Source organism: Paragemmobacter straminiformis (assembly GCF_014243445.1).
In the GTDB taxonomy this organism is placed as follows: domain Bacteria; phylum Pseudomonadota; class Alphaproteobacteria; order Rhodobacterales; family Rhodobacteraceae; genus Paragemmobacter; species Paragemmobacter straminiformis.
The window spans coordinates 53474-77572 of the sequence record NZ_JACLQD010000004.1 but is presented as its reverse complement, the minus strand read 5'-3'; the positions used below and the strand labels follow the sequence as shown (position 1 = coordinate 77572).

General features: G+C 66.4%; 22 protein-coding genes. 10 read left to right on the top strand and 12 right to left on the bottom strand.

All coding sequences use genetic code 11. From position 1 onward, the window contains the following. Both H7F16_RS13750 and H7F16_RS13745 read right to left on the bottom strand, forming a co-directional pair. Complete coding sequence (locus H7F16_RS13750; protein WP_185798203.1) at positions 1-453, bottom strand: RbsD/FucU family protein; 453 nt, start codon at positions 451-453, stop codon at positions 1-3. A 61-nt stretch (positions 454-514) separates the two neighbouring features. Further along, on the bottom strand, positions 515-1567 hold the full coding sequence (locus H7F16_RS13745) for an ABC transporter ATP-binding protein (RefSeq protein WP_185798202.1): 1053 nt from the start codon (positions 1565-1567) through the stop codon (positions 515-517). 266 nt (positions 1568-1833) lie between these two features. On the opposite strand from H7F16_RS13745, the gene H7F16_RS13740 reads away from it, so the two are divergent. After that, complete coding sequence (locus H7F16_RS13740; RefSeq protein ID WP_185798201.1) at positions 1834-3462, top strand: extracellular solute-binding protein; 1629 nt, start codon at positions 1834-1836, stop codon at positions 3460-3462. Between the two features lie 66 nt (positions 3463-3528). On the opposite strand, the gene H7F16_RS13735 is transcribed toward H7F16_RS13740, so the two are convergent. Beyond that, a complete protein-coding gene (locus H7F16_RS13735) occupies positions 3529-4179 on the bottom strand; it encodes a hypothetical protein (protein WP_185798200.1) in 651 nt (216 codons plus the stop codon). A gap of 372 nt (positions 4180-4551) precedes the next feature. Between H7F16_RS13735 and H7F16_RS13730 the strand changes: the two genes are divergently transcribed. The 3 genes from H7F16_RS13730 to H7F16_RS13720 are packed head-to-tail and all read left to right on the top strand — an operon-like array spanning position 4552 to position 7024. Next, on the top strand, positions 4552-5655 hold the full coding sequence (locus H7F16_RS13730; protein WP_185798199.1) for a carbohydrate ABC transporter permease: 1104 nt from the start codon (positions 4552-4554) through the stop codon (positions 5653-5655). After that, the gene (locus H7F16_RS13725; RefSeq protein ID WP_185798198.1) at positions 5652-6569 is read left to right on the top strand and encodes a carbohydrate ABC transporter permease; all 918 of its coding nucleotides are present in this window, start codon (positions 5652-5654) and stop codon (positions 6567-6569) included. The genes H7F16_RS13730 and H7F16_RS13725 overlap by 4 nt, the downstream gene beginning before the upstream one ends. Next, positions 6569-7024, top strand: coding sequence for an RbsD/FucU family protein (locus H7F16_RS13720; protein ID WP_185798197.1), 456 nt, complete (start codon positions 6569-6571; stop codon positions 7022-7024). Before H7F16_RS13725 ends, H7F16_RS13720 begins: the two co-directional genes overlap by 1 nt. A gap of 185 nt (positions 7025-7209) precedes the next feature. Here the strand turns inward: H7F16_RS13720 and H7F16_RS13715 are convergent, their stop codons facing one another. The 4 genes from H7F16_RS13715 to H7F16_RS13700 all read right to left on the bottom strand — a co-directional run bounded on the left by H7F16_RS13715 (position 7210) and on the right by H7F16_RS13700 (position 11395). Continuing rightward, on the bottom strand, positions 7210-7950 hold the full coding sequence (locus tag H7F16_RS13715) for a creatininase family protein (protein ID WP_185798196.1): 741 nt from the start codon (positions 7948-7950) through the stop codon (positions 7210-7212). Continuing rightward, positions 7950-9431: an FGGY-family carbohydrate kinase gene (locus H7F16_RS13710; RefSeq protein WP_185798195.1), complete on the bottom strand. Its 1482-nt coding sequence runs from the start codon at positions 9429-9431 to the stop codon at positions 7950-7952. Before H7F16_RS13710 ends, H7F16_RS13715 begins: the two co-directional genes overlap by 1 nt. Then, positions 9428-10510 (bottom strand): M42 family metallopeptidase, encoded by a 1083-nt coding sequence (locus H7F16_RS13705; RefSeq protein WP_185798194.1) that lies wholly within the window; start codon positions 10508-10510, stop codon positions 9428-9430. The genes H7F16_RS13710 and H7F16_RS13705 overlap by 4 nt, the downstream gene beginning before the upstream one ends. 72 nt (positions 10511-10582) lie before the next feature. After that, positions 10583-11395, bottom strand: a complete 813-nt coding sequence (locus tag H7F16_RS13700) for a BtpA family protein (RefSeq protein ID WP_185798193.1) — start codon at positions 11393-11395, stop codon at positions 10583-10585. Between the two features lie 94 nt (positions 11396-11489). On the opposite strand from H7F16_RS13700, the gene H7F16_RS13695 reads away from it, so the two are divergent. Both H7F16_RS13695 and H7F16_RS13690 read left to right on the top strand, forming a co-directional pair. Beyond that, complete coding sequence (locus H7F16_RS13695) at positions 11490-12515, top strand: aldo/keto reductase (protein WP_185798192.1); 1026 nt, start codon at positions 11490-11492, stop codon at positions 12513-12515. Beyond that, positions 12512-13345: an amidohydrolase family protein gene (locus H7F16_RS13690; protein ID WP_185798191.1), complete on the top strand. Its 834-nt coding sequence runs from the start codon at positions 12512-12514 to the stop codon at positions 13343-13345. The genes H7F16_RS13695 and H7F16_RS13690 overlap by 4 nt, the downstream gene beginning before the upstream one ends. 178 nt (positions 13346-13523) lie before the next feature. Here the strand turns inward: H7F16_RS13690 and H7F16_RS13685 are convergent, their stop codons facing one another. Continuing rightward, positions 13524-14489: a sugar phosphate isomerase/epimerase family protein gene (locus H7F16_RS13685; protein WP_185798190.1), complete on the bottom strand. Its 966-nt coding sequence runs from the start codon at positions 14487-14489 to the stop codon at positions 13524-13526. Between the two features lie 22 nt (positions 14490-14511). Then, positions 14512-15249 (bottom strand): GntR family transcriptional regulator, encoded by a 738-nt coding sequence (locus H7F16_RS13680; protein WP_185798189.1) that lies wholly within the window; start codon positions 15247-15249, stop codon positions 14512-14514. Positions 15250-15315: 66 nt separating this feature from the next. On the opposite strand from H7F16_RS13680, the gene H7F16_RS13675 reads away from it, so the two are divergent. Beyond that, positions 15316-16833 (top strand): UxaA family hydrolase, encoded by a 1518-nt coding sequence (locus H7F16_RS13675; RefSeq protein WP_185798188.1) that lies wholly within the window; start codon positions 15316-15318, stop codon positions 16831-16833. A 208-nt stretch (positions 16834-17041) separates the two neighbouring features. Here the strand turns inward: H7F16_RS13675 and H7F16_RS13670 are convergent, their stop codons facing one another. After that, on the bottom strand, positions 17042-18460 hold the full coding sequence (locus H7F16_RS13670; protein WP_185798187.1) for a phosphohexomutase domain-containing protein: 1419 nt from the start codon (positions 18458-18460) through the stop codon (positions 17042-17044). 109 nt (positions 18461-18569) lie between these two features. Here H7F16_RS13670 and H7F16_RS13665 point away from each other — a divergent pair, with 109 nt between their 5' ends. Further along, positions 18570-19913, top strand: coding sequence for a 3-deoxy-D-manno-octulosonic acid transferase (locus H7F16_RS13665; RefSeq protein ID WP_185798186.1), 1344 nt, complete (start codon positions 18570-18572; stop codon positions 19911-19913). Here the strand turns inward: H7F16_RS13665 and H7F16_RS13660 are convergent. Beyond that, positions 19837-20724, bottom strand: coding sequence for a lysophospholipid acyltransferase family protein (locus H7F16_RS13660; protein WP_185798185.1), 888 nt, complete (start codon positions 20722-20724; stop codon positions 19837-19839). The two genes, H7F16_RS13665 and H7F16_RS13660, sit on opposite strands and share 77 nt — an antisense overlap. A 175-nt stretch (positions 20725-20899) precedes the next feature. On the opposite strand from H7F16_RS13660, the gene H7F16_RS13655 reads away from it, so the two are divergent. After that, positions 20900-21958 (top strand): glycosyltransferase family 4 protein, encoded by a 1059-nt coding sequence (locus tag H7F16_RS13655; RefSeq protein WP_185798184.1) that lies wholly within the window; start codon positions 20900-20902, stop codon positions 21956-21958. Here H7F16_RS13655 and H7F16_RS13650 read toward each other — a convergent pair. Next, positions 21913-23367: a mannose-1-phosphate guanylyltransferase/mannose-6-phosphate isomerase gene (locus H7F16_RS13650; protein WP_185798183.1), complete on the bottom strand. Its 1455-nt coding sequence runs from the start codon at positions 23365-23367 to the stop codon at positions 21913-21915. The two genes, H7F16_RS13655 and H7F16_RS13650, sit on opposite strands and share 46 nt — an antisense overlap. Positions 23368-23534: 167 nt before the next feature. Here H7F16_RS13650 and H7F16_RS13645 point away from each other — a divergent pair, with 167 nt between their 5' ends. Continuing rightward, positions 23535-24095 carry an SIS domain-containing protein gene (locus H7F16_RS13645; protein WP_185798182.1) on the top strand — a complete coding sequence of 187 codons (561 nt, stop codon included), beginning with the start codon at positions 23535-23537 and terminating at the stop codon, positions 24093-24095. The last annotated feature ends 4 nt before the right edge of the window (positions 24096-24099 follow it).

The following is a 24099-nucleotide window of genomic DNA, read 5'->3' as shown; positions in this document are numbered from 1 at the left end:
TTACTCCTCCGGCGGGATCACGCCCTTGCGGAACATGAAACACCCGTAAAAGCGCCGCTCGCCCGTCTGGATCACCGCATAGGCCTGCCGCGCCATGTCGTAAAAGGCGAACCGTTCGATACCGATCATCGGGCGCGGCTTGCCTTCGGCGGCGTCGATCTCGGCCTGCACCTCGGCCTGCACGGGCGGCACGGTGGCAGGCTCTCCCACCATCTCCATCCGGCCGGCGAAATCATCGACGAACGTGTCGAGGGGCAGCACCGACAGGATCGCATTCGTGGCCTCGGCCGCGGTCAGGTTCTCCATCCGCAAAAGATAGCCAAGCTGCGTGTCCCGCGCGATGCTGTCGGCCGGAAAGTTCGTATCCGACAGGATCAGCACATCGCCATGCCCCATCGCCCGCAAGCACCCCAACACCTCGGCGTTCAGCCGGTTGTCGATCCCCTTCAGCATTCCGTTCCTCCCCGAATTTTCCCCGACCCTGACGCGCCCTGCCCGACGGGTCAAGCCGCCGTCAGAAGCGCATACCGCTGGCCTTGTCGAACAGATGCACCTCGCCCGCCTCGACCGGGGCAAGCGTCACGGCCTCGCCGGGGCGCAGGGTGACGCGCTGGCGGAACACGGCCGTCAACTCGCGCCCCTCGATGCGGATCACCACATGCATTTCCGATCCCGTGGGTTCGACCACCGCCACCGTGCCCTGCATCCCCGCCGCCGCCAGCCCGAGGTTCTCGGGACGGATGCCGTATATCACCTCGCGCCCCTCGGCCACGGCCAACCCGGGCGGCAGGGGCAGCACCGCGCCACCGGCCCGCACGGCCCCGCCCTGCACCACGCCCTCGATCATGTTCATCGAGGGCGAGCCGATGAAGCTTGCCACGAAGATATTGGCCGGACGGTCATAAAGCTCGAGCGGCGCGCCCACCTGTTCCACGCGCCCGCCCTGCATCACCACGATCTTGTCGGCCATGGTCATGGCTTCGATCTGGTCGTGGGTCACATAGACGGTCGTCGTCTTGAGCCGCTGGTGCAACTCGCGGATTTCGGTCCGCATCTGCACCCGCAATTTCGCGTCGAGGTTCGACAGCGGTTCGTCGAACAGGAACACCTGCGGATCGCGCACGATGGCGCGGCCCATCGCCACGCGCTGCCGCTGCCCGCCCGAAAGCGCGCGCGGGTAGCGCGCAAGATAGGGTGTCAGCCCCAGCACTTCCGCAGCCCGGGCCACGCGGCTGTCGATCTCGGCCTTGTCCATGCCGCGCATCTTCAACGGAAAGCCCATATTGGCCCCCACCGTCTTGTGCGGGTAAAGCGCGTAGTTCTGGAACACCATGGCGATGTCGCGCTCGGACGGCGGCAGGTTGTTCACCAGCCGGTCACCGATGCTGATCTTGCCCGACGAAATCTCCTCGAGCCCCGCGATCATGCGCAGCAGCGTCGATTTCCCGCAGCCCGAAGGGCCGACCAGCACCACGAATTCCCCGTCAGAAATATCGAGGTCGAGGCCGTGGATCACCTGCAGCCCACCATACATCTTCTTGAGATCGCGGATCGTGACTTCGGCCATAACCTGCCCCTTTCGGTCGTCTTGCCCCTGATTAGGTAGCGAAGGCGGGCGGGCCTGTCCACGGACTAATCATACTAACATGTTAGAATCTTGACAGGTCGCGCAGGCCTTGCCACTGTCGCCCCAAGGATTGCCGCTGCGCGGGGTTGGGAGGCCCCTTTTGCTGCTGACATGACCCGACGGGGCCAGCGCCGATCCCTGACAAAGAACTTAGGAAAGGCCGACCCCACAAAGGGGGCAACCGGCACGAATGGGAGGACGTTCACGTGAAAGTCGAACTCTACAACGCGATGCGCTCGAAGATGAGCCGCCGCCGCCTGCTGCAGGGGGCCACCGCCCTCGGCGCCGTTACCGCGATGGGGCCGATGGGCCGTCCGGCCTTTGCCGAAAGCCACGGCAACGTCCGTGCCGAAATCCTCAAGATCCCGGGCGTGGGCGCAGGCTCGCCCACCGATGCCGACTGGCAAAAAGTCGGCGAGATGTGCCTTGGCGCGACCAAGTCCAACGTGGCCGAGGGCGAATTCGCCGGTGTCGAGCTGACCTTCTTCGGCATCAACAACAACGGCCTGCACAACATCCTGTTCCGCGGCCTGCTCAAGGGCTGGGAAACCTACACCGGCGCCAAGATCAACTGGATCGACCTCGCGCAGGCCGACTACAACCCGCGCCTGCAGCAAAGCATCGCCACCGGCACGGTCGATTTCGACATCCTCGCGATGGGCGCCCCGCTCGAAGGTGACACCGCCAGCAAGGGCCTGCTCGACGAGATGCCCGACTGGGTCAAGACCCAGATCGAGATGGACGACTACGTGGGCTACCTCAAGGCGCCCGTCGGCACCTGGGATGGCAAGACCTACCGCATCTCGATCGACGGCGACTGCCACACCTTCGCCTATCGCACCGACTACTTCGGCGAAGGCGCCATCGGCGGCGCGACCGTTCCGAAGACCTGGCAAGAGGTCAATGCCGTCTCCAAGGCCGTGATCGGCCAGACCGACCCGCTGACCGGCCAGCCCGCCGTCGGCTACCTCGACCCGCTCAAGGGCTGGGGCGGCTTCGGCTTCTACTTCCTCGAAAACCGTGCGGCGGCCTATGCCAAGCATCCGTCCGACCCGGCGTGGCTCTTCGATCCCGACACCATGAAGCCGCGCGTCAACAACCCGGCATGGGTCCAGGCGATCCAGGACGTGATGGACCTCATCGCGGCCAATGCCTACCCCGCCGACCAGATCAACGCCGACCCCGGCACCACCGGCTTCTCGCAATTCCTCGCCGGAACCGGTTCGATGCTGATGTGGTGGGGCGATATCGGCTCGAACGCGCGCACCTCGGACACCTCGGTCGTGGGCGATGTGGTGGGCTTCGGCATCAACCCCGGCTCGGACAAGGTTTACAACTCCAAGACCGCCGCCTGGGAAGAGACCTACAACGAAGCGCCGAACATGGCCTTCCTCGGCTGGGGCGTCTACGTCACCAACCGCGTCTCGGGCGACGAGAAGAAGCGCAAGGCCGCATGGTCCGCCGCAGCCCATCTGGGTGGCAAGGACCTGTCGCTGTGGATGTCGGCCTATCCCTCGGGCTTCCAGCCCTACCGGAACTCGCACTTCCAGTATGACGAATGGGAAGCCGCCGGCTACGACCGCGCCTTCATCGAGGACTACCTCGGGTCGAACGCCGACAGCTACAACCACCCCAACGCCGCCGTCGAACCGCGTATCCCCGGCATCTTCCAGTACTACTCGGTCGCCGAGGACGAACTGGCCAAGGGCTACTCGGGCCAGTACAAATCGGCACAGGAAACCGCCGACGCGATTGCCGCCGCATGGGAGAAGATCACCGACGAAATCGGCCGCGACAACCAGATCAAGCTCTACAAGGCTTCGCTGGGCCTCTGAGACCGGCCTCAACGGCCAGAACAAAAGCACCCGCCGCGGGAGACCGCGGCGGGTGTTTGTTTTGCGTCAGGTCAGGGTTTGCCACGTAGCAAGATGGCTTTGATAGTCCATCTGCATACGCAGAAACTGGATCGAACTGAACCGTTTGAAACTTGTGTCCTCCGTTTCGGTTTTCGCCCCCGTCCAAGTCCGGACGTAATCGAGCGCCGCCACCGCATCATCAAGGCGGTCACCGTAGACGGGTTCATGATGCGCGACCCGATTCCGCGTCGCATAGATCGTTTCCAAAGCACGCGTCAGATCCGACCGCCGCAGCGACTTGTTCGGGAAGACCCGCTTCAACGAGGTCTTCCAAAGCGTGGCGTCATAATCATGCGAATAGAGCCGCTTCCAAAAGGAAAAGGTCGTCTGCGCAATGATTTGGCCATGCGAGACAGGAAAAAGCGCCTGTCGCGCCTTCGCCACCGCCAGATGCTCGGTTCCGGCGGGAATACCGTTCGGAAACGCCTTGGCATCCAGCGCCGATTTGTCCTTGTAGCTGAGCTTTGCATAGGCCGCCTTGCGGGCATGGGTCATGGCCGTCCGCACAGCGTTCATTTCGAATGGCAGCAACCTGACCGCAGAATGACCGGGCAAAAGCCAGTCCGGATCACCGAAGTCTTCGGTCAATCGCTGGTTGGTTGCGTTGCGCAGCGCAAGTTCCAGCAGCGCGATCATGGACATCAGCGAAGCGCCCATCTGAAGCGTCTGGTTGTGCAGGGCTATCGCACGGTCCTGCCTGTCGGTCTTGGGAGCAAACGTGCCCAGACGCTCTGCCGAGATGAAATCCACAACCTTCACGTGTCACCCGTTACAAACACACACCCTTGAATAAGAACAAGGGGCTTGCTACGCCCAAAGGCGAAAGGCCGGGGATCAGGTCGGCAGCGCCGCGCAAGTGGTGACGGACCCCCCGCCTATTGAAAGGCCCGCCGGAAACGGCGGACCGCTTTCATTTCTGGCGACTTCGTCCCGTTACGCGGCTTTGTCCAAGGCGCCCCCCTCCCTCCCCCCTTGCCACAACCCCATCCGCTCCACTAACATGCTAGTATGAGCAACGGTGATCTCCTCCACGTCGTCACGAACGACAACATCTCGCCCCGCCGCAAGGCGCTGGGGCGGGGTATCATCTGGGGGTCGGCGGCCCTCATGGCCGTCATCGCGGCGCTTCAGACCTTGCAGGTCACGGGGCACGGCGATTTCGGCTTCGTCAACTGGCGGCCCACGCTTTACGCCTATTGCCTCTGGGCCACCTGCCTGTGCTGGGCGCAGGTGCTTTTGCATGGCGAGCATGGCAAGCGCACGCTCTTCGTGCTTCCGGCGGCGCTGTTCGTCGTCTCGCTTACGGTCTTTCCGCTGCTCTTCGGCCTCTTGATCGCCTTTTCCAGCTGGAACCTCTCAAGCCCCGACGGGCGGCAGTTCAACGGGCTCGACAACGTGCGGCAGATGTGGGCCGACCCGTTCTACTGGAACGCCATGTGGAACATGGTGATCTACTGCGCCGCCATCGTTGTGGAATATGCCATCGCCTTCGGCCTCGCGCTGCTGCTGAACGCCGAAATCCGCGCGCGCAAGTTCTTCCGCGTGGCCTTCCTTCTGCCGCTGATGCTCTCGCCCGTGGCCGTGTCGTGGATGATCGGCAAATCGATGCTCGAGGCGCGCTACGGCCCCCTCGCCCGCCTTGGCCGCTTCCTCGGCTGGGACACGCCCTCGTTCTTCGGCACGCCCGACATCGCCAAGTTCACCATCATGGCGATGGATGCCTGGACCTACATCCCCTTCATGATGATCATGATCCTTGCCGGGTTGCAGGCCATTCCCAAAGAGTTGTCCGAAGCCGCCAAGGTCGACGGCGCGAACGGCTGGCGCAATTTCTGGGAAATCACCTTCCCGCTGATGCTGCCCGTCTCGATCACCGCGATCCTGATCCGCATCATCTTCAAGCTGAAACTGGCCGACATCGTGATCACCGTCACCTCGGGCGGGCCGGGCGGGGCCACCGACACCGTCACAAGCTTCATCTTCCGTGAATACCGCGACCGATCGAACGTGGGCTACGGCACGCTTCTGGCGATGGTCTATCTTGTGGTCATCATCATCGGCATGACGATCCTGATGAAACTCGCCGAACGCTGGACAAGGCCGCAGACATGACCACCCAGATTTTCCGCGACACCTCGACCGACCTGAACCACCGCGCCAAATGGTGGACCAGCCGCATTGCCATCTACGGGGTGCTGGTCGTCTGGGCCATCATCTGCCTGTTCCCGATCTATTGGACCATCACCACAAGCTTCAAGATGGCCCCCAACGTGATGAAGGGGAACCTGATCCCCTGGGTCGATTTCACCCCGAAGTGGATCGGGTGGAAATCGCTCGGCCTGTCGCCCGACACCATCGGCGCGGAATCGACCGTGCGGGCCGAATTCATGAAGCGGTTCTGGAACTCGGCCGTGGTGTCGCTCACCTCCTCGGCGCTGGCCGTGGCCATCGGCAGCCTTGCCGCCTACGGCCTGTCGCGGTTTTCCTACAAATTCCTGTGGATGAAGAACGCCGACATCTCCTTCTTCTTCCTCAGCCAGCTGATCCTGCCGCCCGTCGTCCTCGCCCTGCCCTTCCTCGTGCTTTACAAGGAGCTGGCACTGCTCGACACGCGGATCGGCCTGATCCTGCTCTACACGCTCTCGGTGCTGCCCATCGTCATCTGGATCATGCGCGACCAGTTCGGCTCCATCCCGACCGAGCTCGAGGAAGCCGCCCTCGTCGATGGCCTGTCGATCTGGGGCGCGTTCCTGACCATCATCATGCCCATCGCCCTTCCGGGCATGGTCGCGGCCTTCATCCTGTCGCTCGTGCTGACATGGAACGAGTATTTCTTCGCGGCCCTGCTCACCTCGACCTATGCCAATACCCTTCCGGTGATGGTCGCCAGCCAGACAGGGTCACAGGGCATCTCCTGGTGGTCGATGGCCGCACTTTCCTTTGCCGCCATCCTGCCGCTGATCGTCATCGGCGTGGTGCTGGAACGATACATCATCAAGGGCATGGCCGCGGGTGCGGTGAAGTAATGCTCAAGGGCATCGACCAAAGGCTTTCCGCCGAGATCGTCCATATCCTCATGCTCATGGGGCATGGCGACGATCTGGTGATCTGCGACGTGAACCACCCGGCCGCCACCATCGCGGCCGAAACCACCTACGGGCGGCTGGTCGATATGGCGGGCTGCGACATTCCCACGGCGGCGGCGGCGATCCTTACGCTCATGCCGCTTGACAGCTTCGTCCCCGCCCCCGTCGCACGCATGCAGGTCGTGGGAAACCCCGAAGGCCAGGTCCCGATCTTCGCCCGCACGCAGGCCACCGTCGACCGCGCCGAAGGCCGCCCCGTTCCCATCCGCGCCCTCGAACGCTTCGACTTCTATGCCGAGGCAAAGCGCGCCTTCGCCATCATCCGCACCGCCGACAGCGGCCCCTATGGCTGCTTCATCCTGAAAAAGGGCGTGGTGAACCTGCCGGAACTCTGACCGGCCCCGCGCGAAAGGGGGGCTGTCTGCCCCCCACGGGCCGCAAGCGGCCCGCTCCCCCCGAGGATATTTCAGGCAAGAGGAAAGCGGACAGGAAGCATCTTCTCCCCTTCATCCTTGCCCAAATGCTCTGCGGGGGTCCGGGGGCGCAAAGCCCCCGGTGACGGGGGGCACAAGCGCAGATATCAGGTCGCGGAAAGCCCGAGCACCCGCCGCAGATGGGCAAGGGCCAGCGCCACCCCCGCCTCGCCCGTGCGGGCTGTGGCACGGGGCGCGGTTTCGGTCCACCAGGGATCGCCCTCGCCCGCCCGCTCCATCGCCACGCTCTCGGGCGCAAGCGCCAGCATCAGCGCCGTCTCGCCCTCGCCCGCATGGTCAAAGGGGAAGGCATCGGTCTTCGGGAACAGCGGATGCAGGCGGATCCAGTTGAACGGGTCGGTCCCCGCCTCGTGCGCGGCGTAATAGTCCCGCATCTCGCGCTTGCCCCACCAGCCCGCGCCCCGCGTCTCTTCCAGAAAGCGGAAGATCACATTCCGCGCGGCAAGACGAAAGGCAAGGTCGGTGGGCATACCCTGCCCGATGTTTTCGGACTGGTGGTGGATCACCGCATGCACGTTGCGGAACCCCGCCCGCAGCAGCGCCATGCACAGCCCCTCGAAGAACGGCACCAGCGCGCCTGCATCGACATGCAGCGTCGTGCCATGCTCGGGCCCCGCCACGGCATGGCTTGCCGCGCCATAGGCAAAGGGTGGCAGCACCACCACCTCGTCGCCCAGCCGTTCCACGATTTCGGTCACGGCCAGCAGGTCCACCCCCGCAGGCAGGTGGCCGCCGTGATGCTCCATCACCCCAAGCGGCAGCACCACCGGCACCCCCGCCGCAATCGCCGCCTGCACCTGATCGGGGCGCATCCGTTCATATCGCATCAGCCCGCCCCCAGCTCATGCGCGATATCGCGCGTCTGGGCGTAAAGCCGCTTGAACAGCGGATACTGCCGCGCATAGGCGGGCACCTGTTCCGGCGTCACCACCCGCGCCACGGGGTTCCATTCGGTGATCTCTTCCGCCATCGCATGGCCCACCGCCACGGCGGCAAGGAAGGCGTCGCCATAACTCGCCCCCACCGTCTTTTCACAGACGATCTGCCCCGTCCCCGAAATGTCCGACGTTGCCTGCATCCAGACCGCGTTCTTCACCCCGCCCCCCACGGCCAGCACGCGGGCGGGCGAGGCGCCAAGCTCGGCATAGGTCTCGAGCACATGCGCCGTCCCCGCCGCCACCCCCTCGATCGCCGCGCGGAACATGTCGCCCCGCGTATGCGTGAGGTTGAGGCCGAAGAACGCCCCCTTGGCCAAGGGGTCATGGATCGGTGTCCGCTCGCCGCTGAAATAGGGCAGGCAGATCAACCCTTTCGCCCCCTTCGGGCTTGCCTCGGCCTCTGCCGCCAGCGCCGCGAAATCGGCGTCGCGCGCCAGCTGGTCGCGGAACCAATGGGTCAGCGTGCCCGATGTCGCCAGCCCCGCCATCGAGGCATGCATCCCCGGAAACAGCCACGGTGCATACCACAGCCGCGCATCCCGCACGGGGTCCGAGGTGACCTGAATGATGAAGATGGTCGAGCCATACATCATCATCATCTCGCCGGGGCTTTGCACGCCCACCGATACCGCCTCTGCCGCCGCGTCGATGGTGCCGACCGTCACGGGCGTGCCCGCCGCCAGCCCCGTCTCGGCCGCCGCCGCCGCCGTCACGCTGCCCGCGATATCGGTCGACCAGGCCAGACGCGGCAGACGGCCAAGCTCAACGATGTCCCCCGCCAGCGCATCGGTCCATGCCAGCGCGTTCACATCGTAAAGCGGCGAGAAATTCGCAGCCGTATAATGGTCGATCACATATTCGCCGGTCAGTTTCCACGTGACATAGCTGGTCGAGGTAAGGATCTTCGCCGTCCGTTCGAAAAGGTCGGGATGCGTCCGCCGCAGCCACAGGATCTTCGGCCCCACCGACTGCGAGGTGAGCGCATTGCCGCAGAGCCGCATGATGCGGTCCTCGCCGATCCGCGCGGTCAACTCCTCGATCTCGGCCGCGGCCCGCGTATCGACCCCGTAAAGCACCCCGTTCATCAAGGGCGCGCCGCCCGCATCTACGGGCAACATGCAGGGGCCGATGGCGCTTGCCGCCACGGCCGCAATCGCCTTGGGGTCCACGCCCGACTGTGCGAGCAAGGCCTTGGTCACAAAGACGAAGTCCCCCCACCAATCCTCCTCGGCCCGATGCTCGGCCCAGCCCGGTCGCGGCACCAGCATCTTGTGCGCCCGCGTCGCCGTGGCGACGATGGCGCCCGCCGCATCCACCAGAACGCCCTTCGTCTCGAAGGTCCCGATATCGACACCCAGCGTATAGCTCATCGGATCAACCGCATCTCCGGCCCGATCCGCGCAATCGCGGCGTCAAGCAATGCCACCATCCCCGCCACATCCGCAGGGTCGACCACTTCCAGCGATGAATGGGTGTAGCGCATGGGGAACCCCACATCGAGGCAGGCCACCCCCTCCTCGCCCATGAACTGGATATAGGACAGGTCCGTCAGCGCCCCGGTATGGGCCGACCGTTGCAACGCCAGCCCCTCGGCCTCGGCCACATCCTCGAACAAGGCGACCAGCACGGGATGCGGGATCACCCCGTTCAACGTGCCGCGCCCGTGAAAGGAATAAAGCGAAATCCCCGGCCCGCCGCCAAGGGTCACTTCGCCCCGCCCTGTCATATCGGGGGTGTCGCAGGCCAGCAGCAGGTCAATCTGGAACGCGATATCGGGCTTTGCCGCCGCCGCCGCAGGCAGCACGCCGCGCAGGTTGAACTCCTCCTGCACTGCCCAGACCAGATGAACCGTCGGCCCGGCCTTGCGCTTCGCCAAGGCTTCCGCCAGCACCATGAGTGCCGCACAGCCCGCGCGGTCGTCGATCGAGGTTCCCGCCATCCGCCCCTTGGCAAGGTCGATCACATTGGGCCGGTACACCACCGCATCCCCGATCCGCACCCCCGCCGCATGCGCCTCGTCCTTCGATGCAAAGCCGCAATCGACATACAGCTCGGCATAGGGCACCACGCGGTATTTCTCGTCCGGTGTGGTTGCATGATGGCTCTTGTTGGCAATCACGCCGTTGATGTCGCCCTTGCGCGTGCAGACCAGCACCGACTGCGATGCCAGCGCCCGCTCGGGCACGCCGCCCAGCCGCTCAAGCCGGATCAGCCCCGACGCCTCGACCTTGCGCACGATGAACCCCAACTGGTCCATATGGGTAAAGACCAGCACCGAAGGTGCTGCCGGATCGCCCTCGACCGTCGTCGACAGGTTGCCCAGCCGGTCGGTCCGGTGCGCCAAGCCCAGCGCATCGAGGTCCGCCGCGATCCGCGCGCGGATACGGTCCTCATGCCCCGCCAGACCCGGCACCAGCATGTATTCGCGGATCAGATCACGCAGCTCCATTCCCGCCTCCCCGAATGCCTTGCAAGGAAATTGCAATTTTCTTCAAAGAAAATTGCCCGTTTCCCACGCCGCTCAATACCCCCGCGCCGCCCGCGCGCGGTCCATGAAATCCTTTGCCCGCTCGGCATCGACAGCCGCCCATGTGTCGCCGCCCACCTTCAGCGCCGACCCCACGATGCAGCCATCCGCCACCCGCAGCACATCGGCAATCGTGGCGTGTTTGACGCCCGTATTGGCCAGCACCGGCACCTTGGGCAGCACCCGCTTCACGGCCTCGAGGTCGCGCATCTCTGCCGCCTCGCCCGTGATCGCGCCCGACACCAGGACCGCATCGGGGATCGACGAAAACACCGCCGACCGCGCCCTGTCGGGCAGCGAGCGCGGATCAAGGCTTCCGGCAAACTCGGCCGAGACATTGTAGAGCAGCGCGCAACCGGTATTGCCCAGCCGGTGCTGATAGCGCTGCGCCGCCCCCGCATCCGGCGCCCAGACGCCCATGTCGGATGCGTAAGTGCCCGTGAAAATCTCGCGCAGGAAAGCCGCCCCCGTGGCCGCCGCCAAGGCGATGCTCGCCATCGGGTCCCACAGGACGTTGACGCCGAAAGGCACCGTGATCTCGCCCCGCAGCCGGCCCACCACATAGGCCATCGTGGCGGTCGAGGCCGTATCCACCTTCAACTCGTAGGGGCGGTCATTCTCGTTCCCGAACATCACCGCATCGACCCCTGCCGCCTGCAAGGCCATCAGGTCCGCCCGCGCATCGGCGATGATCCCTTCGACCCCGCGCGCCGCATCATGCAGCGGCGTGCCGGGCAATGCGCCCAGATGCACCATGGCGATCACGGGCTTCCTGCCCGCCCCGAAAACACGCTCGAACCTGCTCATACCATCCTCCCAAGATGCCCCCACGCTAGTCGGAAAGATATTGGACAGGAAGGGGCTTCATACTAGCATGTCAGCGACAAGGCAGGGGGCGCTTATGCAAAAAAGACACTGGGACAGGCTCGGCAACGGCGGGCTGACCTTTACCACCCTCGGCTTCGGCACCGCCCCCATCGGCAACCTCTTCCGCGCCATTTCGGACGACGATGCCCATGCCGTGCTGCAAGCGGCGTGGGAGGGGGGCGTGCGCTATTTCGACACCGCGCCCCTCTATGGCCTCGGCCTTTCGGAAACCCGCCTCAACCGCTTCCTGCGCGGAAAGCCCCGCGACGAATATGTGATCTCGACCAAGGTCGGCCGCCTGTTCCGCGCCACCACGCCCGACAGGCGCGACGGCTTCGGCAAATGGTTCGACGTGCCCTCGCGGAACGAGGTCTATGACTACGGCTATGACGCCACCATGCGCTCGCTCGAATTCTCGCTCGAACGGCTCGGGATCGACCGCGTCGACATCCTCTACGGCCACGACCTCGACATCTTCAACCACGGCAGCCAAGCCGCCCTCGATGCGCGTCTGGCCGAATTCATGGCCGGAAGCTACCGCGCCCTCCTGAAGCTCCGCGACGAAGGCACGATTCGCGCCTTCGGGGCAGGCGTGAACGAATGGCAACCCTGCGCATGGCTGATGGAGCGGGGCGATTTCGACATCTTCCTTCTGGCAGGGGAATATTCCCTCCTGCGGACCGAGGCGCTCGATGGTTTCATGGACCCCGCTGCCGAACGCGGCGTGGGGGTGGTGATCGGCGGGCCCTACAATTCCGGCATCCTTGCCACGGGGCCGAAACCGGGCGCGAAATACCGCTATGAGGACGCGCCCCCTTGGGCGTTGGAAAAGGCAGGCCAACTCCAGACCCTCTGCGCCGCCCACGGCACCCGACTCGTCGATGCGGCCTTCCAGTTCTGCGCGGCACACCCCGCTGTCGTCTCGGTCATCCCCGGCGGCCAGACCGTGGCCGAAATGGCAGGCAACCTGAAAGCCGCCGCCGCCCCCGTCCCCGCCGCCCTCTGGGCCGCGATGAAAGACGGCAACCTTCTTCCCGCAACAGCTCCGGTAAGCCCATGAAGATCGACGCCCACCAGCATTTCTGGCACCCCGACCGTGGCGATTACGGCTGGATGCCCAAGGACAACGCCATCCTGTCGCGCCCCTACGCGCCGCAAGACCTCGGCCCGCAACTGGCAGCGGCAGGGATCGACGGCACCGTCCTCGTGCAGGCGGCGCCGACCGTGCAGGAAACCGAATACATGCTGGGCATTGCCGATGCGACACCTTGGGTCATGGGCGTCGTAGGCTGGATCGACTTCGAAAACCCCGCCGACCTGTCACAGCTGAAACGCCTGTCGCAACATCTGAAATTCAAGGGCGTCCGCCCGATGATCCAGGATATCCCCGACGAGGGCTGGATGCTGCGCGACGACATCCAATGGGCCTTCCGCGCGCTCTGCGACCTTGGCCTGCGCTTCGACGCACTGGGCTTTCCCCGCCACCTCGCCAATTTCCGCACCCTCTTCAGCCGCTACCCCGACCTGCAGATCGTCATCGACCATTGCATGAAACCGCAAATCCGCGAGGCTTCCGCCGACCATCTGCGCTTCTGGTCCGAGGGCATCTCGCGCCTCGCCGACGAAAGCGCCGCCTGCGTCAAATTCTCGGCCCTCATCACCGAGGCGAACGAGGGCTGGACGGTCGAAGACCTCCGCCCCTACACCGACCACATCTTCGCCACCTTCGGCCCGGAACGGGTGATGTGGGGCTCGGACTGGCCGGTCTGCCGCCTGCGCGGCGAATATGCCGACTGGCACGCCGCGGCCCAAACCCTCACCGCCGACCTGACCGATGTCGACCGCGCCCTGATCTTCGGCGGCACGGCAAGCAGCTTCTACGGGCTCTGACCGCGCAACCCCGATCCGCGCAAAAGGGGGGCTTTCCGCCCCCCTCGCCCCGTCGGGGCTTCACCCCCCGAGGATATTTCAGGCAAGAGGAAGGGAAACCCGCCCCCCGCTTTCACATTCGCTCAAATATCCTCGGGGGGTGAGGCGCCTCGCGCCGAGGGGGCGGAACGCCCCCTGATCACGCGCCGTAAAGCGCGCCCGCGATGATGCGGGTCGAGGCGGCGGCATCCTGCCGCGCCATCGCCTCGGCCAGCCCCACATGATGCACAAGACCCGAGGCAATGGCGCGCAGCCGCTCGGTCAGGCGGATATTCTCGCGCGCCTCCTGCACCGGGTCCAGTCCGCCGTGGTCGGGGAACGTGTCGAAATAGATCACCCCGTCATAGCCGATCCGCTCCAAAGCCACGAACAGCTCGACCGTCTGCACCGGATGCACCGTGCCCGCCATCAGCCCGTCATCGCGCTTGCCGTAGCCGTCGTTCAGATGCACCCCGAGAATGCGGGAATAGCGCGCCGCCAGCATCGCCGCCTTGGCCGGCATCTCGCCCGCATAAAGCACATGGGCGAAATCGAGCGTCACCCCCGCATTCTTCCGTCCCAGATCGCGCAGCGCCAGAAGCGTCGTCGCCATATCCGGCATCAACGCATGGGCGCGCGGCTCGTTGGGCTTGTATTCCACCGACACATCCAGCGCGGGGTTATGGTCGCAGACCTCGGCCATCGCCTCGAGCGTGTCGTCCCACATCCGCGCGTAATCGGCCTGAAAGCTGTAGTCGAACCCGTCCTGCCCCATCCAGAGCGTCATCACCGTGCCGCCCATCGCCGCCAGCGCGTCCATCCCGCGCTTGGTCACGTCGATCGCCGCACGCCGCACGGCGCGGTCAGGATGGGTAAAGGCCCCCAGCTTGAACCCCGCCTCGGTGTAATAGCGCATGGCCAGCCCGTTCAGCGCCATGCCCTGCGCGGCCAGCAGATCGGACAGTTCCGCTGCGGAATGCGCTTCGAAATGGTCGGGAAAGTTCAGATCGGCCGCCGACAGCCCGCCCACCTCGCCCGCATGGGCGATCATCCCAGCGATCCCCTCCTTGCCGCGCTTGAAGGCGTTCAGGCGCGTGGCATAGCGCGGGCGGTTCGGCAGGGTCATGGATCGGGCCTTTCGGGGCAGGTCAGTTCGGCGCGAAAAGTTCGGGCCGGTCGCGCTCGAGCGGCTCCAGATAGCTGATCAACTGGCGCAAGTGCAACCGCACCGCCCGCCGCGCCGCCTCGGGGTCGCGCGCTTCGAGCGCCGCTAGGATCGCGCGGTGCTCTTCGACCGTGGCCGAGATCCGTCCCGGCACGGGCAGGATCAGCTGCCGCGCGCGGTTCACATGCAGCCAGGCGGTTTCCGACACCTGCGCAAGCTTGCGGAAACCGGTAAAGGACAAGAGCATCTCGTGCATCGCGGCATCCATCTGGTAAAAGCCCGGAATGTCGCCATCGGCCACCAGCGCCGCCTGCACCGTGATGTTGCGGCGCAATTGCGTAAGCTGGTCGTCGGTGATCACCTCAGCCAGCCGCTCGATCGCCGCCGATTCGATGGCCTCGCGCAGGAAAGCGCCCTCGCGGATCTCCTCCATCGAGAAGCGCGCCACGAACGTCCCGGCCTGCGGCACCACATCGACCAGCCCTTCCGCCGCCAGCCGCGCCACGGCATCCGCGACGGGGCTGCGCGAAACGCCCAGCGCCTCGCAGATTTCGGGCTTGCGCAGGATTTCCCCGGGACGGTAGGCAAGCGACAGGATCGCCTCGCGCAGCGTCTGGTACACCTTTTGCCCCAGCGATCCGGCAAAGGCGTCCAACGGCTGCAACCGCGCAGCACCTGCGTCGGAATGGGCTTGTGAAGCGGGTTCTTGCGGCTGTAACATGCTAACATGTTAGGCAGGAACGCCCCGCTGTCAAGCTAGGCGGGCGCAAGGCAAGGGGACAGTGGCATGGGCGTGACAGAGGCCGGAGTGATCCGTCTGCACGGGTCGGACAATGTGGTGATCGCGCTGGCGGACCTGCCCAAGGGTGCGGCCGTCGAAGGCATAGCACTCCCCGCCCCCGTGCCGCGCGGCCACAAGATCGCCACCCGGGCGATTGCCAGGGGCGAGAACGTGCTGCGCTACGGCCAGATCATCGGACAGGCGACAACCGATGTCGCAGCGGGCGCGCATATCCACAGCCACAACCTCGGCATGGCCCCGCACAGCGACGATTACGCCATCGGCGCGGAATGCACGCCCCTGCCCCCGCTCGAGCCGAAAACCTTCATGGGCTACCACCGCGCCGACGGTCAGGTCGGCACGCGCAACTACATCGGCATCCTGACCTCGGTGAACTGCTCGGGTTCGGTCGCGCGGTTCATCGCCGAAGCGGCCGAGAAGGACCCCGTCCTCAATTCCATGCCGAACATGGACGGCATCGTGCCCATCGTCCACCAGACCGGTTGCGGCATGTCGGGCGTGAACGAGGGCTACCAGACCCTGATGCGGACGCTGAAAGGCTATGCCCGCAACGCCAATTTCGGCGGCATCCTTCTTGTGGGCCTCGGCTGCGAGGTGATGCAGGTCCCCGACCTGGTCGGGCAGGGCCGCCTGCGCCCCGATGGCAACTTCCGCTACATGACCATTCAGGGCACGGGCGGCACCCGCGCCACCATCGCCAAGGCGCTCGAGGTGCTGCGCGAGATGGCAGAGGTCGCCTCGCAGACCCCGCGCGCGCCCGCGCCCGTCTCGAAACTGGTGATCGGCCTGCAATGCGGCGGATCGGACGGCTATTCGGGCATCACCGCCAACCCGGCCCTCGGCCATGCCTCGGACCTCCTCGTCCGCATGGGCGGCACCACGATCCTGTCGGAGACACCCGAAATCTACGGCGCCGAACACCTGCTCACCCGCCGCGCCGTCTCGCGCGAGGTGGGCGAAAAGCTGATCGACCGCATCCGCTGGTGGGAAGACTACACCGCCCGGAACGAGGGCGAGATGGACAACAACCCCTCGCCCGGCAACAAGAAGGGCGGGTTGACGACCATCCTCGAAAAATCGCTCGGCGCCGTTGCCAAGGGCGGCACCGCCCCGCTTTCGGGCGTCTACAAATTCGCCGAACCCGTCACCACGCCGGGCTTTGTCTACATGGACAGCCCCGGATACGACCCCTGCTCGGTCACGGGCCAGATCGCGAGCGGAGCGACCATGATCGTCTTTACCACGGGGCGCGGCTCGGTCTCGGGCTACAAGCCCTCACCTTGCATCAAACTCGCCACCAATTCGGAAATGTATGCCCGCATGGCCGAGGATATGGACATCAACTGCGGCGACATCCTGACCGAAGGGGTGAGCATCGAGAAGAAGGGCGAGGAAATCCTCGACCGCATCATCGCCGTCGCCTCGGGGCAGAAGTCGCTGTCCGAGGAGTTGGGCTTCGGCGGGGCGGAATTCGTGCCGTGGCAGATCGGCGCCGTCATGTGACAGCGCCCTGCCAGGGCCATCTTTCGCCATCGGCGGCGCTACGCCCACACGGCAGGAATTGAGTATTTGGACAAGGATGAAGGGGCAGCGAGCCCGCCTTGTTCATACTCGAACAAATATCCTCGGGGGGAGGATCGCCGCAGGCGATCCCGGGGGGCAGACAGCCCCCCGCGCGCGGCAGGGCCCCCGCACGCGGCAGGGGCCAAGCCTACGGCACCCCCGCCAGCAAAGCACCGATCTCGGCCACCGCCCGTTCCACCAGATCGGGCCTGCCGCGCGATTCGACATTCAGGCGCAGGTAGCTTTCGGTATTCGACGCCCGCAGGTTCAGCCGCCAATCCCCGAAGTCGAGCGACAGCCCGTCGGTATGGTCCTCTTGCCCGCCCAGCGGCGCATAGTGCCGCGCGACGCTCTCGATTGCGGCTGCCGGATCGGAAACGCTGTAGTTGATCTCGCCCGACGAGGGAAAGCCCGCGCGATACGAGGCGACCAGCTCTGACAGGGATTTGCCGCTCCGCCCGATCTCCTCGAGCACAAGCAGCCAGGGGATCATGCCGGAATCGCAGGCGTGAAAGTCGCGGAAATAGTGATGCGCCGACATCTCGCCGCCATAGACCGCCCCCGTCTCGCGCAGGGCCTGTTTCATGTATCCATGCCCCGTGCGCGCCATGACCGCCTCTCCGCCCAGCGCCCGCACCGTGTCGCGGGTGGCAAGCACCACGCGCGGATCATGCACGATCCGCGCCCCCGCCTCGCGCGCCAGAAAGACGCGGGCAAGCAGCGCCACGACATATTCCCCCGGCACGAAAGCGCCCGTCTCGTCGAACAGGAAGCAGCGGTCGAAATCGCCGTCGAAGGCCACCGCCAGATCAGCCCCCTGCGCCAGCACCGCCCGCGCTGTGACCGGACGGTTCGCGGGCAACAGCGGGTTGGGAACGCCGTTGGGAAAGGCCCCGTCCGGTTCGTGATGCATCCGCAGCGCCGCCAGCGGAACATCGCCCAAGGCATCCAGAACCGCGTCGAGTGTCGGTCCCGCAGCGCCGTTGCCACAGTTGAACAGCACCCGCAGCGGGCGCAGGGACGCGCGGTCCACCATCCCCGCGATCCGCGCCGCATAGTCGCGCCGCAGATGGGCGGCATCGGTCACGCGGCCCCCCGACGCGCGCGCAGCCATGCCATCGGGCGCGTCCCCCGCCGCTTCGGCCCGCGCGCGGATCGCGGCAAAGACGTCCTTTGGAAGCGGTGCCGCTCCGGTGCCCGCCAGTTTCATCCCGTTATAGTCTTTCGGATTGTGCGACGCGGTTACGCAGATGCCGCCCACCGCCCCCGTCTCGGCCGTGGCAAAATACATCTCCTCGGTCCCCGCAAGCCCGAGGTCCAGCACCTCGACCCCGACCGCCGCAAGGGCCTCCGCCACCGCCATCGCAATTCCGGCAGACGAGGCGCGGCTGTCGCGTGCCAGAACCACGCGCCTTGCGCCCATCCCTGCCACAGCCGCCCCTGCCACAGCCGCCCCTGCCTCAGCCGTCTCTGCCACAAAGGCCCGCGCGATGCGGCAGGCGATACCGGCATCGAAATCGACCCCGATCCGCCCGCGCACGTCATAGGCCTTGAAACAGGTCAGCATCCCGCACCCCCATCCGCTTGTGCTAGCAGAGTGCCGGCGCCGCAGGAAAGCCCCCGCCGCGCCAGTTCCGGCTTGGCCTGACGGCTGCGGGCAGTGTAATCCTGTCGCCATGACAACCGCCCCTTTCACAGATCCGCCCGCCCCGCCCGCTTCGGCGCTGCTCTGGGCCTATCTCGGGCTTACCGCGCTTCTTGCCCCGCTCGCGCCGCATCTGCTTCGCCGCAGGCTGGCCGCGGGCAAGGAAGATCCCGCCCGCTGGCGCGAAAAGCTGGGGGAAACCGCCCTGCCCCGCCCCGAAGGCCCCCTTGTCTGGGTCCATGCCGTCAGCGTGGGCGAAGGCCTGTCGGTCCTGCCGCTGCTTTCGGCCATCTGCGGCAAGGCGAACGTCCTGCTGACCTGCACCACCGTCACCTCGGCCCGCCTGATGGCCACACGCGCACCGCAGGGCGTGATCGTGCAATTCCTGCCGCTCGACTTTCCCCGCCCCGTCCGGCGCTTCCTGCGCCATTGGCGGCCCGATGTCGCCGTCATGGTGGAAAGCGAGTTCTGGCCGCGCCTCATTCGCGAAACCCACCGCCGCGCCATCCCCTTGCTGCTGGTCAACGCGCGCATCTCGGATGCCTCGCTTGCCCGCTGGTCGCGCCTTGGCGGTCTGGCAAGCGCGCTGCTGCGCCGCTTCTCGGCCCTCACCGCGCCCGATCCCGCCGCCGCCCGCAAATTGCTGCAACTCGGCGCCGATCCCGTCCGCCTGCAGGTGACCGGCTCGCTCAAACGCGGGGCCGACCGGATTCCGGTCGACGCGGCCGAACTCGCGCGCTGCCGGCAGGCGACGGGCCAGCGCCCGCTCTGGCTTGCCGCCTCGACCCATTCGGGCGAGGAAGCCGCCGCCGCCGCCGCGCATCGGCTGGTCCAGCAATCCCTGCCGGATGCGCTTCTGATCCTCGCCCCGCGCCACCCCGACCGCGCCGCCGCGATCCGCGCCGACCTCGAGCAATCGGGCTTCGCCGTCAGCCAGCGCAGCCGGGGCGACCTGCCACAGGGCGACATCTATCTTGCCGACACATTGGGAGAGCTTGGCCTCTGGTTCGATCTTTGCCCGCTCGCCTTCATCGGCGGCTCGCTCGAACCCGTGGGCGGGCACAACGCCTACGAACCCGCCCTGCACGGCGCCGCCATCCTGCACGGCCCGCATGTCGAGAATTTCGCCGATCTCTACGCGCGGCTCGACATTGCCGGAGGTGCCGCGCACATCACCACCGAGTCCCTTGCCCCCGCGCTTGTGCAATTGCAGGATCCCGCGCTGCGCGATGCGATGACACAGGCCGCGCGGCAGGTCGTCACCGCCGAGGGCGACGCGACCGAACGCACGGCGGCGCTTATTTTTTCCGCACTCGCCGCCGCCGCGTCTTCCAGCGCCGGTGCGTCCAGAGCCACTGGTCCATATGCGCCCTGACCTGCGCCTCCAGACTGTCGTTCAAGGCCTGCGTCATCTCGGCGGCGGTGGTATGCGGGACCGGCGCCTCCACGATCAGATCGAACCCGCCATCGGCCCGCCGGATGCCATAGGTCGGAACCACCAGCGCGTCATAGCGCAGCGCCAGTTCCGCTGACGACAGCGCCGTCAGCGCCGCGTGCCCCATGAAACTCAGCGGGACGCCGTCGCCCATGCTCTGGTCCAACACCACCCCGAGCATCCCGCCCGAGCGCAGAAAGCGGACCATGTCGCCCAGCCCCTTGCGCCCGCGCGGGAACAGCGGCTTGCCGATGCCCGAAATCGCCCTGACGTAATGTTCGTTGAAGAAAGGGTTCGCCATCGGGCGATACAGCCCCCCGACACGATAGCCCCGCAAGATCAGCGCGGCGCGGATCGCATCGTAATTGCCGATATGCCCCGTCACCAGCATCACCGGACGCCCCGCCGCATGTGCCGCCGCCAAGGCCTCCACGCCCGGCCCGGTCAAAGGCTCGTCGCGGATCAGCTTCAGGAAATCCGGCGCGGAATAAAGTTCGGCAAGCGACCGGCCCAGATTTTCCGGCACCGTGCGGACCAGACGTGCCACCTCCGCCTCGGGAAGATCGGGCAGCACCAGCGCAAGGTTCTCACGGATACGCGCGCGATAGCCGCCCAATGGGGCCACCACCCGCGACATAAGCCAGCCGCAAACCCGCCGCCGCAGGGGAAAGGGCATCAGCATCAGCACGGCAAAGGCCGCTCGGATCAGGCGGTCCGACAGCCAATATATCACGGTCCGAGGTTCTGGCATCGCATCCCTTCGCGCCGGCGGGGGCGCTTGCGTTAATCAAAGTTTATATCCCCGCCCCGTTCCGCTCACAAGCCGCCGACGGCGCTTCGCCACCGATGGCGCTACGCTTCGGCGCGTCAGGGTTGACAGCCGGACAACCCTCACCACGTATGGGCACAGCCTTAGGACGAGTTTCATGCCCGCGCTGTTCGTGACCAATTTCAACCCGCGTTTTACCGGCGTATCGGCCACTGCGGCGGCCGTTCTGGCAACGCAGAAGCGCGGGCTTGACGCTGTTCTCGTAGGCCACCCCCTGCCCGACTGCCCTGCCCCCGTGCCGGTGCTGCGGGCATTTTCCCTGTCGCGCAACGTGCCAAAGGGCCTGCCCTTCGCGATCTGGCATGTGCGCCGCAATGCGGAAATGCTGGCAGCACTCGTCGCCCGCGATATCCTGCGGCTGCCTGTGCGCATCGTCTTTACCTCGGCCGCCCAGCGCCGCCATTCGGCTTTGCCGCGCTGGCTCATCAGCCGGATGGACGCGGTCGTGGCGACGACACCGCTGGCCGCCGCACTGGTGCCCCATGTGCGCGCCGTGGTGCCGCATGGCGTCGATACCGCCCGCTTCACCCCCGCCGCCGACCGCGCCAAGGCATGGGCCGCAACCGGCTTTCCCGGCGCTTACGGCATCGTCACCGTCGGGCGCATCCGCAACGAAAAGGGCACCGACCTTTTCGTCAAGGCGATGATCCGCGCCCTGCCGCATCTGCCGCAAGCGACCGCCGTCGTTCTCGGCATGGCGAAACCGGCCGAGGCCGACTTCCTCACCACGCTGCGCGCCGAGATCGCCGCCGCCGGCCTGACCGACCGCATCCTCTTTCCCGGCGAGGTGCCCTCGGACGCGATGCCCGGCATCCTGCGGGGTGCAGCGCTCCTCATGGCCCTGCCCCGCTACGAAGGCTACGGCATGACCCCGCTCGAGGCGATGGCCTGCGGCGTGCCGGTGATCGCCTCGCAGGCGGGACATTTCGCCGAATTCGTGGGCAAGACCGCAGGAGAGATCGTCGCGCAGGAAGATTGGGCCGGTGCTGCCGACGCCGCCATTGCCCTGCTGTCCGATCCGGCCCGCCACGCCGCCGCCGCCGCCGCCGCCCGCGACCGCGCCACAGGCCTCTTCGGCATCGAGGCCGAGGTCGCCGGCATCCGCAGCGTCTACGACTCGCTCTGGAAGGCCGCGCCATCGACGGGGCGCGCATAGACGTCATCGTAGCGCGTGATGTCATCCTCGCCCAAGTAGGTGCCCGTCTGCACCTCGATCAGATGCATCGCAACCTTGCCGGGGTTCTCCAGGCGATGCACCGCACCAAGCGGCACATAGACCGACTGGTTCTCGCTCACCAGCCGGACATCGCCCCCGATGGTCACCCGCGTCGTGCCCGAGACGACAACCCAATGCTCGGCCCGATGCACATGGCTTTGCAGCGACAGCGCCGCCCCCGGTTTCACCACGATCCGCTTGACCTGAAACCGGTCCGACAGCGCCAGCGTCTGAAACCAGCCCCAGGGGCGATGGTCGCGGGCGAAATGCTCGGCCTGCCGCGCCCCCTTGGCGCGCAGGGCATCCACCGCCAGCCGCACCTCTTGCGCCCGTGCGGCATCGGCAACCAGCACGGCATCCCCCGACGCCACGGCAATGATCCCGCGCAGGCCGATACCCACCAGTTCCACCCCCGCATCCTCGGACCGCAGCAACGACCCCTCGCAACCGATCGCCGTCACGGCACCGCCCAGCGCATTGCCCGCTGCGTCTGTTCCCATGGCCGACGCCACCGCGTCCCATCCGCCCAGATCGGCCCATTCTCCCGCGAAAGGCACCACGACCAGCCCGTCGCACCGCTCCATCACCGCATGATCGATCGAAATCGAGGGCAGCCGCGCCCATGCCGCCGGGTCCAGCCGCAGAAACCCCAGATCGGCCCGCGCCCCCCGCATCGCGGCTTCGACCGGGGCGAGCAGATCGGGGGCATGGCGCAAGCAGGCATCGAGAAGGGTCCCGACCGTGAACAGGAACATGCCGGAATTCCACAGATACCCGCCCTCGGCCAGCATCAGCGCGGCGGCGGCGGCATCGGGCTTTTCCACAAAGCCGCGCAGGGCAACAGCCGCCCCGCCCGACACGTCGCCCGACGCCTTTACGGGGTCAAGCCAGCCATACCCCGTTTCGGCCCGCGTCGGCGTGATGCCAAAGGTCACAATCCGCCCCTCCAACGCGGCGGCCCTGCCCCGGTCCACCGCCTGCCGGAAGGCCGCCGCATCCGGCATGGCATGATCGCAGGGCAAGACCAGCATCAGCGTCTCCGGCCCCTTTGCCGCCAAATGCAATGCCGCCGCCAGTATCGCGGGGGCTGTGCCGCGCGGCGCGGGCTCGATCAATATCGCCGCAGGGTCGCGTCCGGCGGCCTGCATCTGTTCGGCCACGATAAAGCGGCAATCCGCCGCCGTCACCACGACCGGCGGCGCAAAGCGGCCATCCCCGACCCTGCGCACCGTCGCCTGAAACAGGCTTTCCGGCCCCGACAACGCCGTGAACTGCTTGGGAAAGCTCTTGCGTGACAAAGGCCAAAGCCGCGTGCCGGACCCGCCGCACAACAACACCGGATAGATCATCGCATCACTCGCACAAGGGGACAATTACACGCAAAGGTAGATTGACCCCTTCCCCCTTCCACCGCAAGCCTGCCAAGACCGTCCGGCCTTCCCGTCCCGCTCGACGAAGGCCGATCTTTGCCGCAGATTGGGCCGACCCCGCCCTTGGCGCAACGAAAGGTTTCCCCATGTCACTGGCCGACCAAGCCACCCGCGCCGCCGCCGAAATCCGCGAAGCCGTCGCCGCCATCGCCCCTGCGGCCATGTCGGGCATGGTGGACGAACTTGCCGCCGCCCGCCGCATCGTCTGCTACGGCGTCGGACGCGAGGGCTTGATGATGCGCGCCCTTGCCATGCGGCTTTACCACATGGGCCTCGATGCCCATGTCGTGGGCGACATGTCCTGCCCGCCGGTCGGCCCGGGCGACCTGTTGCTGGTCAGCGCGGGTCCGGGCGGTTTTTCCACCGTCGACGGGCTGATCGGTGTCGCCCGCACCGCCGGCGCCCGCGTGGCCTGCATCACCGCCCAGCCGCAGGGCAGCGCGTCACGGGCCGCGGACCGCGTTTTCCTCATCCCCGCCCAGACGATGGCCAATGACAAGGGGCCTGCCGCCACCAGCGTCCTGCCGATGGGCTCTCTGTTCGAAGGCGCCCAGTTCCTCGCCTTCGAGCTTCTCGTCCTCGCCCTGCGCGACCACCTCGGCGAACCGCCCGACGCCATGCGCGCCCGTCACACCAATCTCGAGTGACGCG

Bases quoted from the DNA above. Each gene is read 5' to 3' on its own strand.
- H7F16_RS13700 (WP_185798193.1), bottom strand. From the start codon at position 11,395: ATGAGCAGGTTCGAGCGTGTTTTCGGGGCGGGCAGGAAGCCCGTGATC.
- H7F16_RS13750 (WP_185798203.1), bottom strand. From the start codon at position 453: ATGCTGAAGGGGATCGACAACCGGCTGAACGCCGAGGTGTTGGGGTGC.
- H7F16_RS13745 (WP_185798202.1), bottom strand. From the start codon at position 1,567: ATGGCCGAAGTCACGATCCGCGATCTCAAGAAGATGTATGGTGGGCTG.
- H7F16_RS13660 (WP_185798185.1), bottom strand. From the start codon at position 20,724: ATGCCAGAACCTCGGACCGTGATATATTGGCTGTCGGACCGCCTGATC.
- H7F16_RS13720 (WP_185798197.1), top strand. From the start codon at position 6,569: ATGCTCAAGGGCATCGACCAAAGGCTTTCCGCCGAGATCGTCCATATC.
- H7F16_RS13670 (WP_185798187.1), bottom strand. From the start codon at position 18,460: ATGCTGACCTGTTTCAAGGCCTATGACGTGCGCGGGCGGATCGGGGTC.
- H7F16_RS13715 (WP_185798196.1), bottom strand. From the start codon at position 7,950: ATGCGATATGAACGGATGCGCCCCGATCAGGTGCAGGCGGCGATTGCG.
- H7F16_RS13655 (WP_185798184.1), top strand. From the start codon at position 20,900: ATGCCCGCGCTGTTCGTGACCAATTTCAACCCGCGTTTTACCGGCGTA.
- H7F16_RS13705 (WP_185798194.1), bottom strand. From the start codon at position 10,510: ATGGAGCTGCGTGATCTGATCCGCGAATACATGCTGGTGCCGGGTCTG.
- H7F16_RS13690 (WP_185798191.1), top strand. From the start codon at position 12,512: ATGAAGATCGACGCCCACCAGCATTTCTGGCACCCCGACCGTGGCGAT.
- H7F16_RS13685 (WP_185798190.1), bottom strand. From the start codon at position 14,489: ATGACCCTGCCGAACCGCCCGCGCTATGCCACGCGCCTGAACGCCTTC.
- H7F16_RS13725 (WP_185798198.1), top strand. From the start codon at position 5,652: ATGACCACCCAGATTTTCCGCGACACCTCGACCGACCTGAACCACCGC.
- H7F16_RS13680 (WP_185798189.1), bottom strand. From the start codon at position 15,249: ATGTTACAGCCGCAAGAACCCGCTTCACAAGCCCATTCCGACGCAGGT.
- H7F16_RS13665 (WP_185798186.1), top strand. From the start codon at position 18,570: ATGACAACCGCCCCTTTCACAGATCCGCCCGCCCCGCCCGCTTCGGCG.
- H7F16_RS13695 (WP_185798192.1), top strand. From the start codon at position 11,490: ATGCAAAAAAGACACTGGGACAGGCTCGGCAACGGCGGGCTGACCTTT.
- H7F16_RS13710 (WP_185798195.1), bottom strand. From the start codon at position 9,431: ATGAGCTATACGCTGGGTGTCGATATCGGGACCTTCGAGACGAAGGGC.
- H7F16_RS13645 (WP_185798182.1), top strand. From the start codon at position 23,535: ATGTCACTGGCCGACCAAGCCACCCGCGCCGCCGCCGAAATCCGCGAA.
- H7F16_RS13735 (WP_185798200.1), bottom strand. From the start codon at position 4,179: ATGATCGCGCTGCTGGAACTTGCGCTGCGCAACGCAACCAACCAGCGA.
- H7F16_RS13730 (WP_185798199.1), top strand. From the start codon at position 4,552: ATGAGCAACGGTGATCTCCTCCACGTCGTCACGAACGACAACATCTCG.
- H7F16_RS13650 (WP_185798183.1), bottom strand. From the start codon at position 23,367: ATGATCTATCCGGTGTTGTTGTGCGGCGGGTCCGGCACGCGGCTTTGG.
- H7F16_RS13675 (WP_185798188.1), top strand. From the start codon at position 15,316: ATGGGCGTGACAGAGGCCGGAGTGATCCGTCTGCACGGGTCGGACAAT.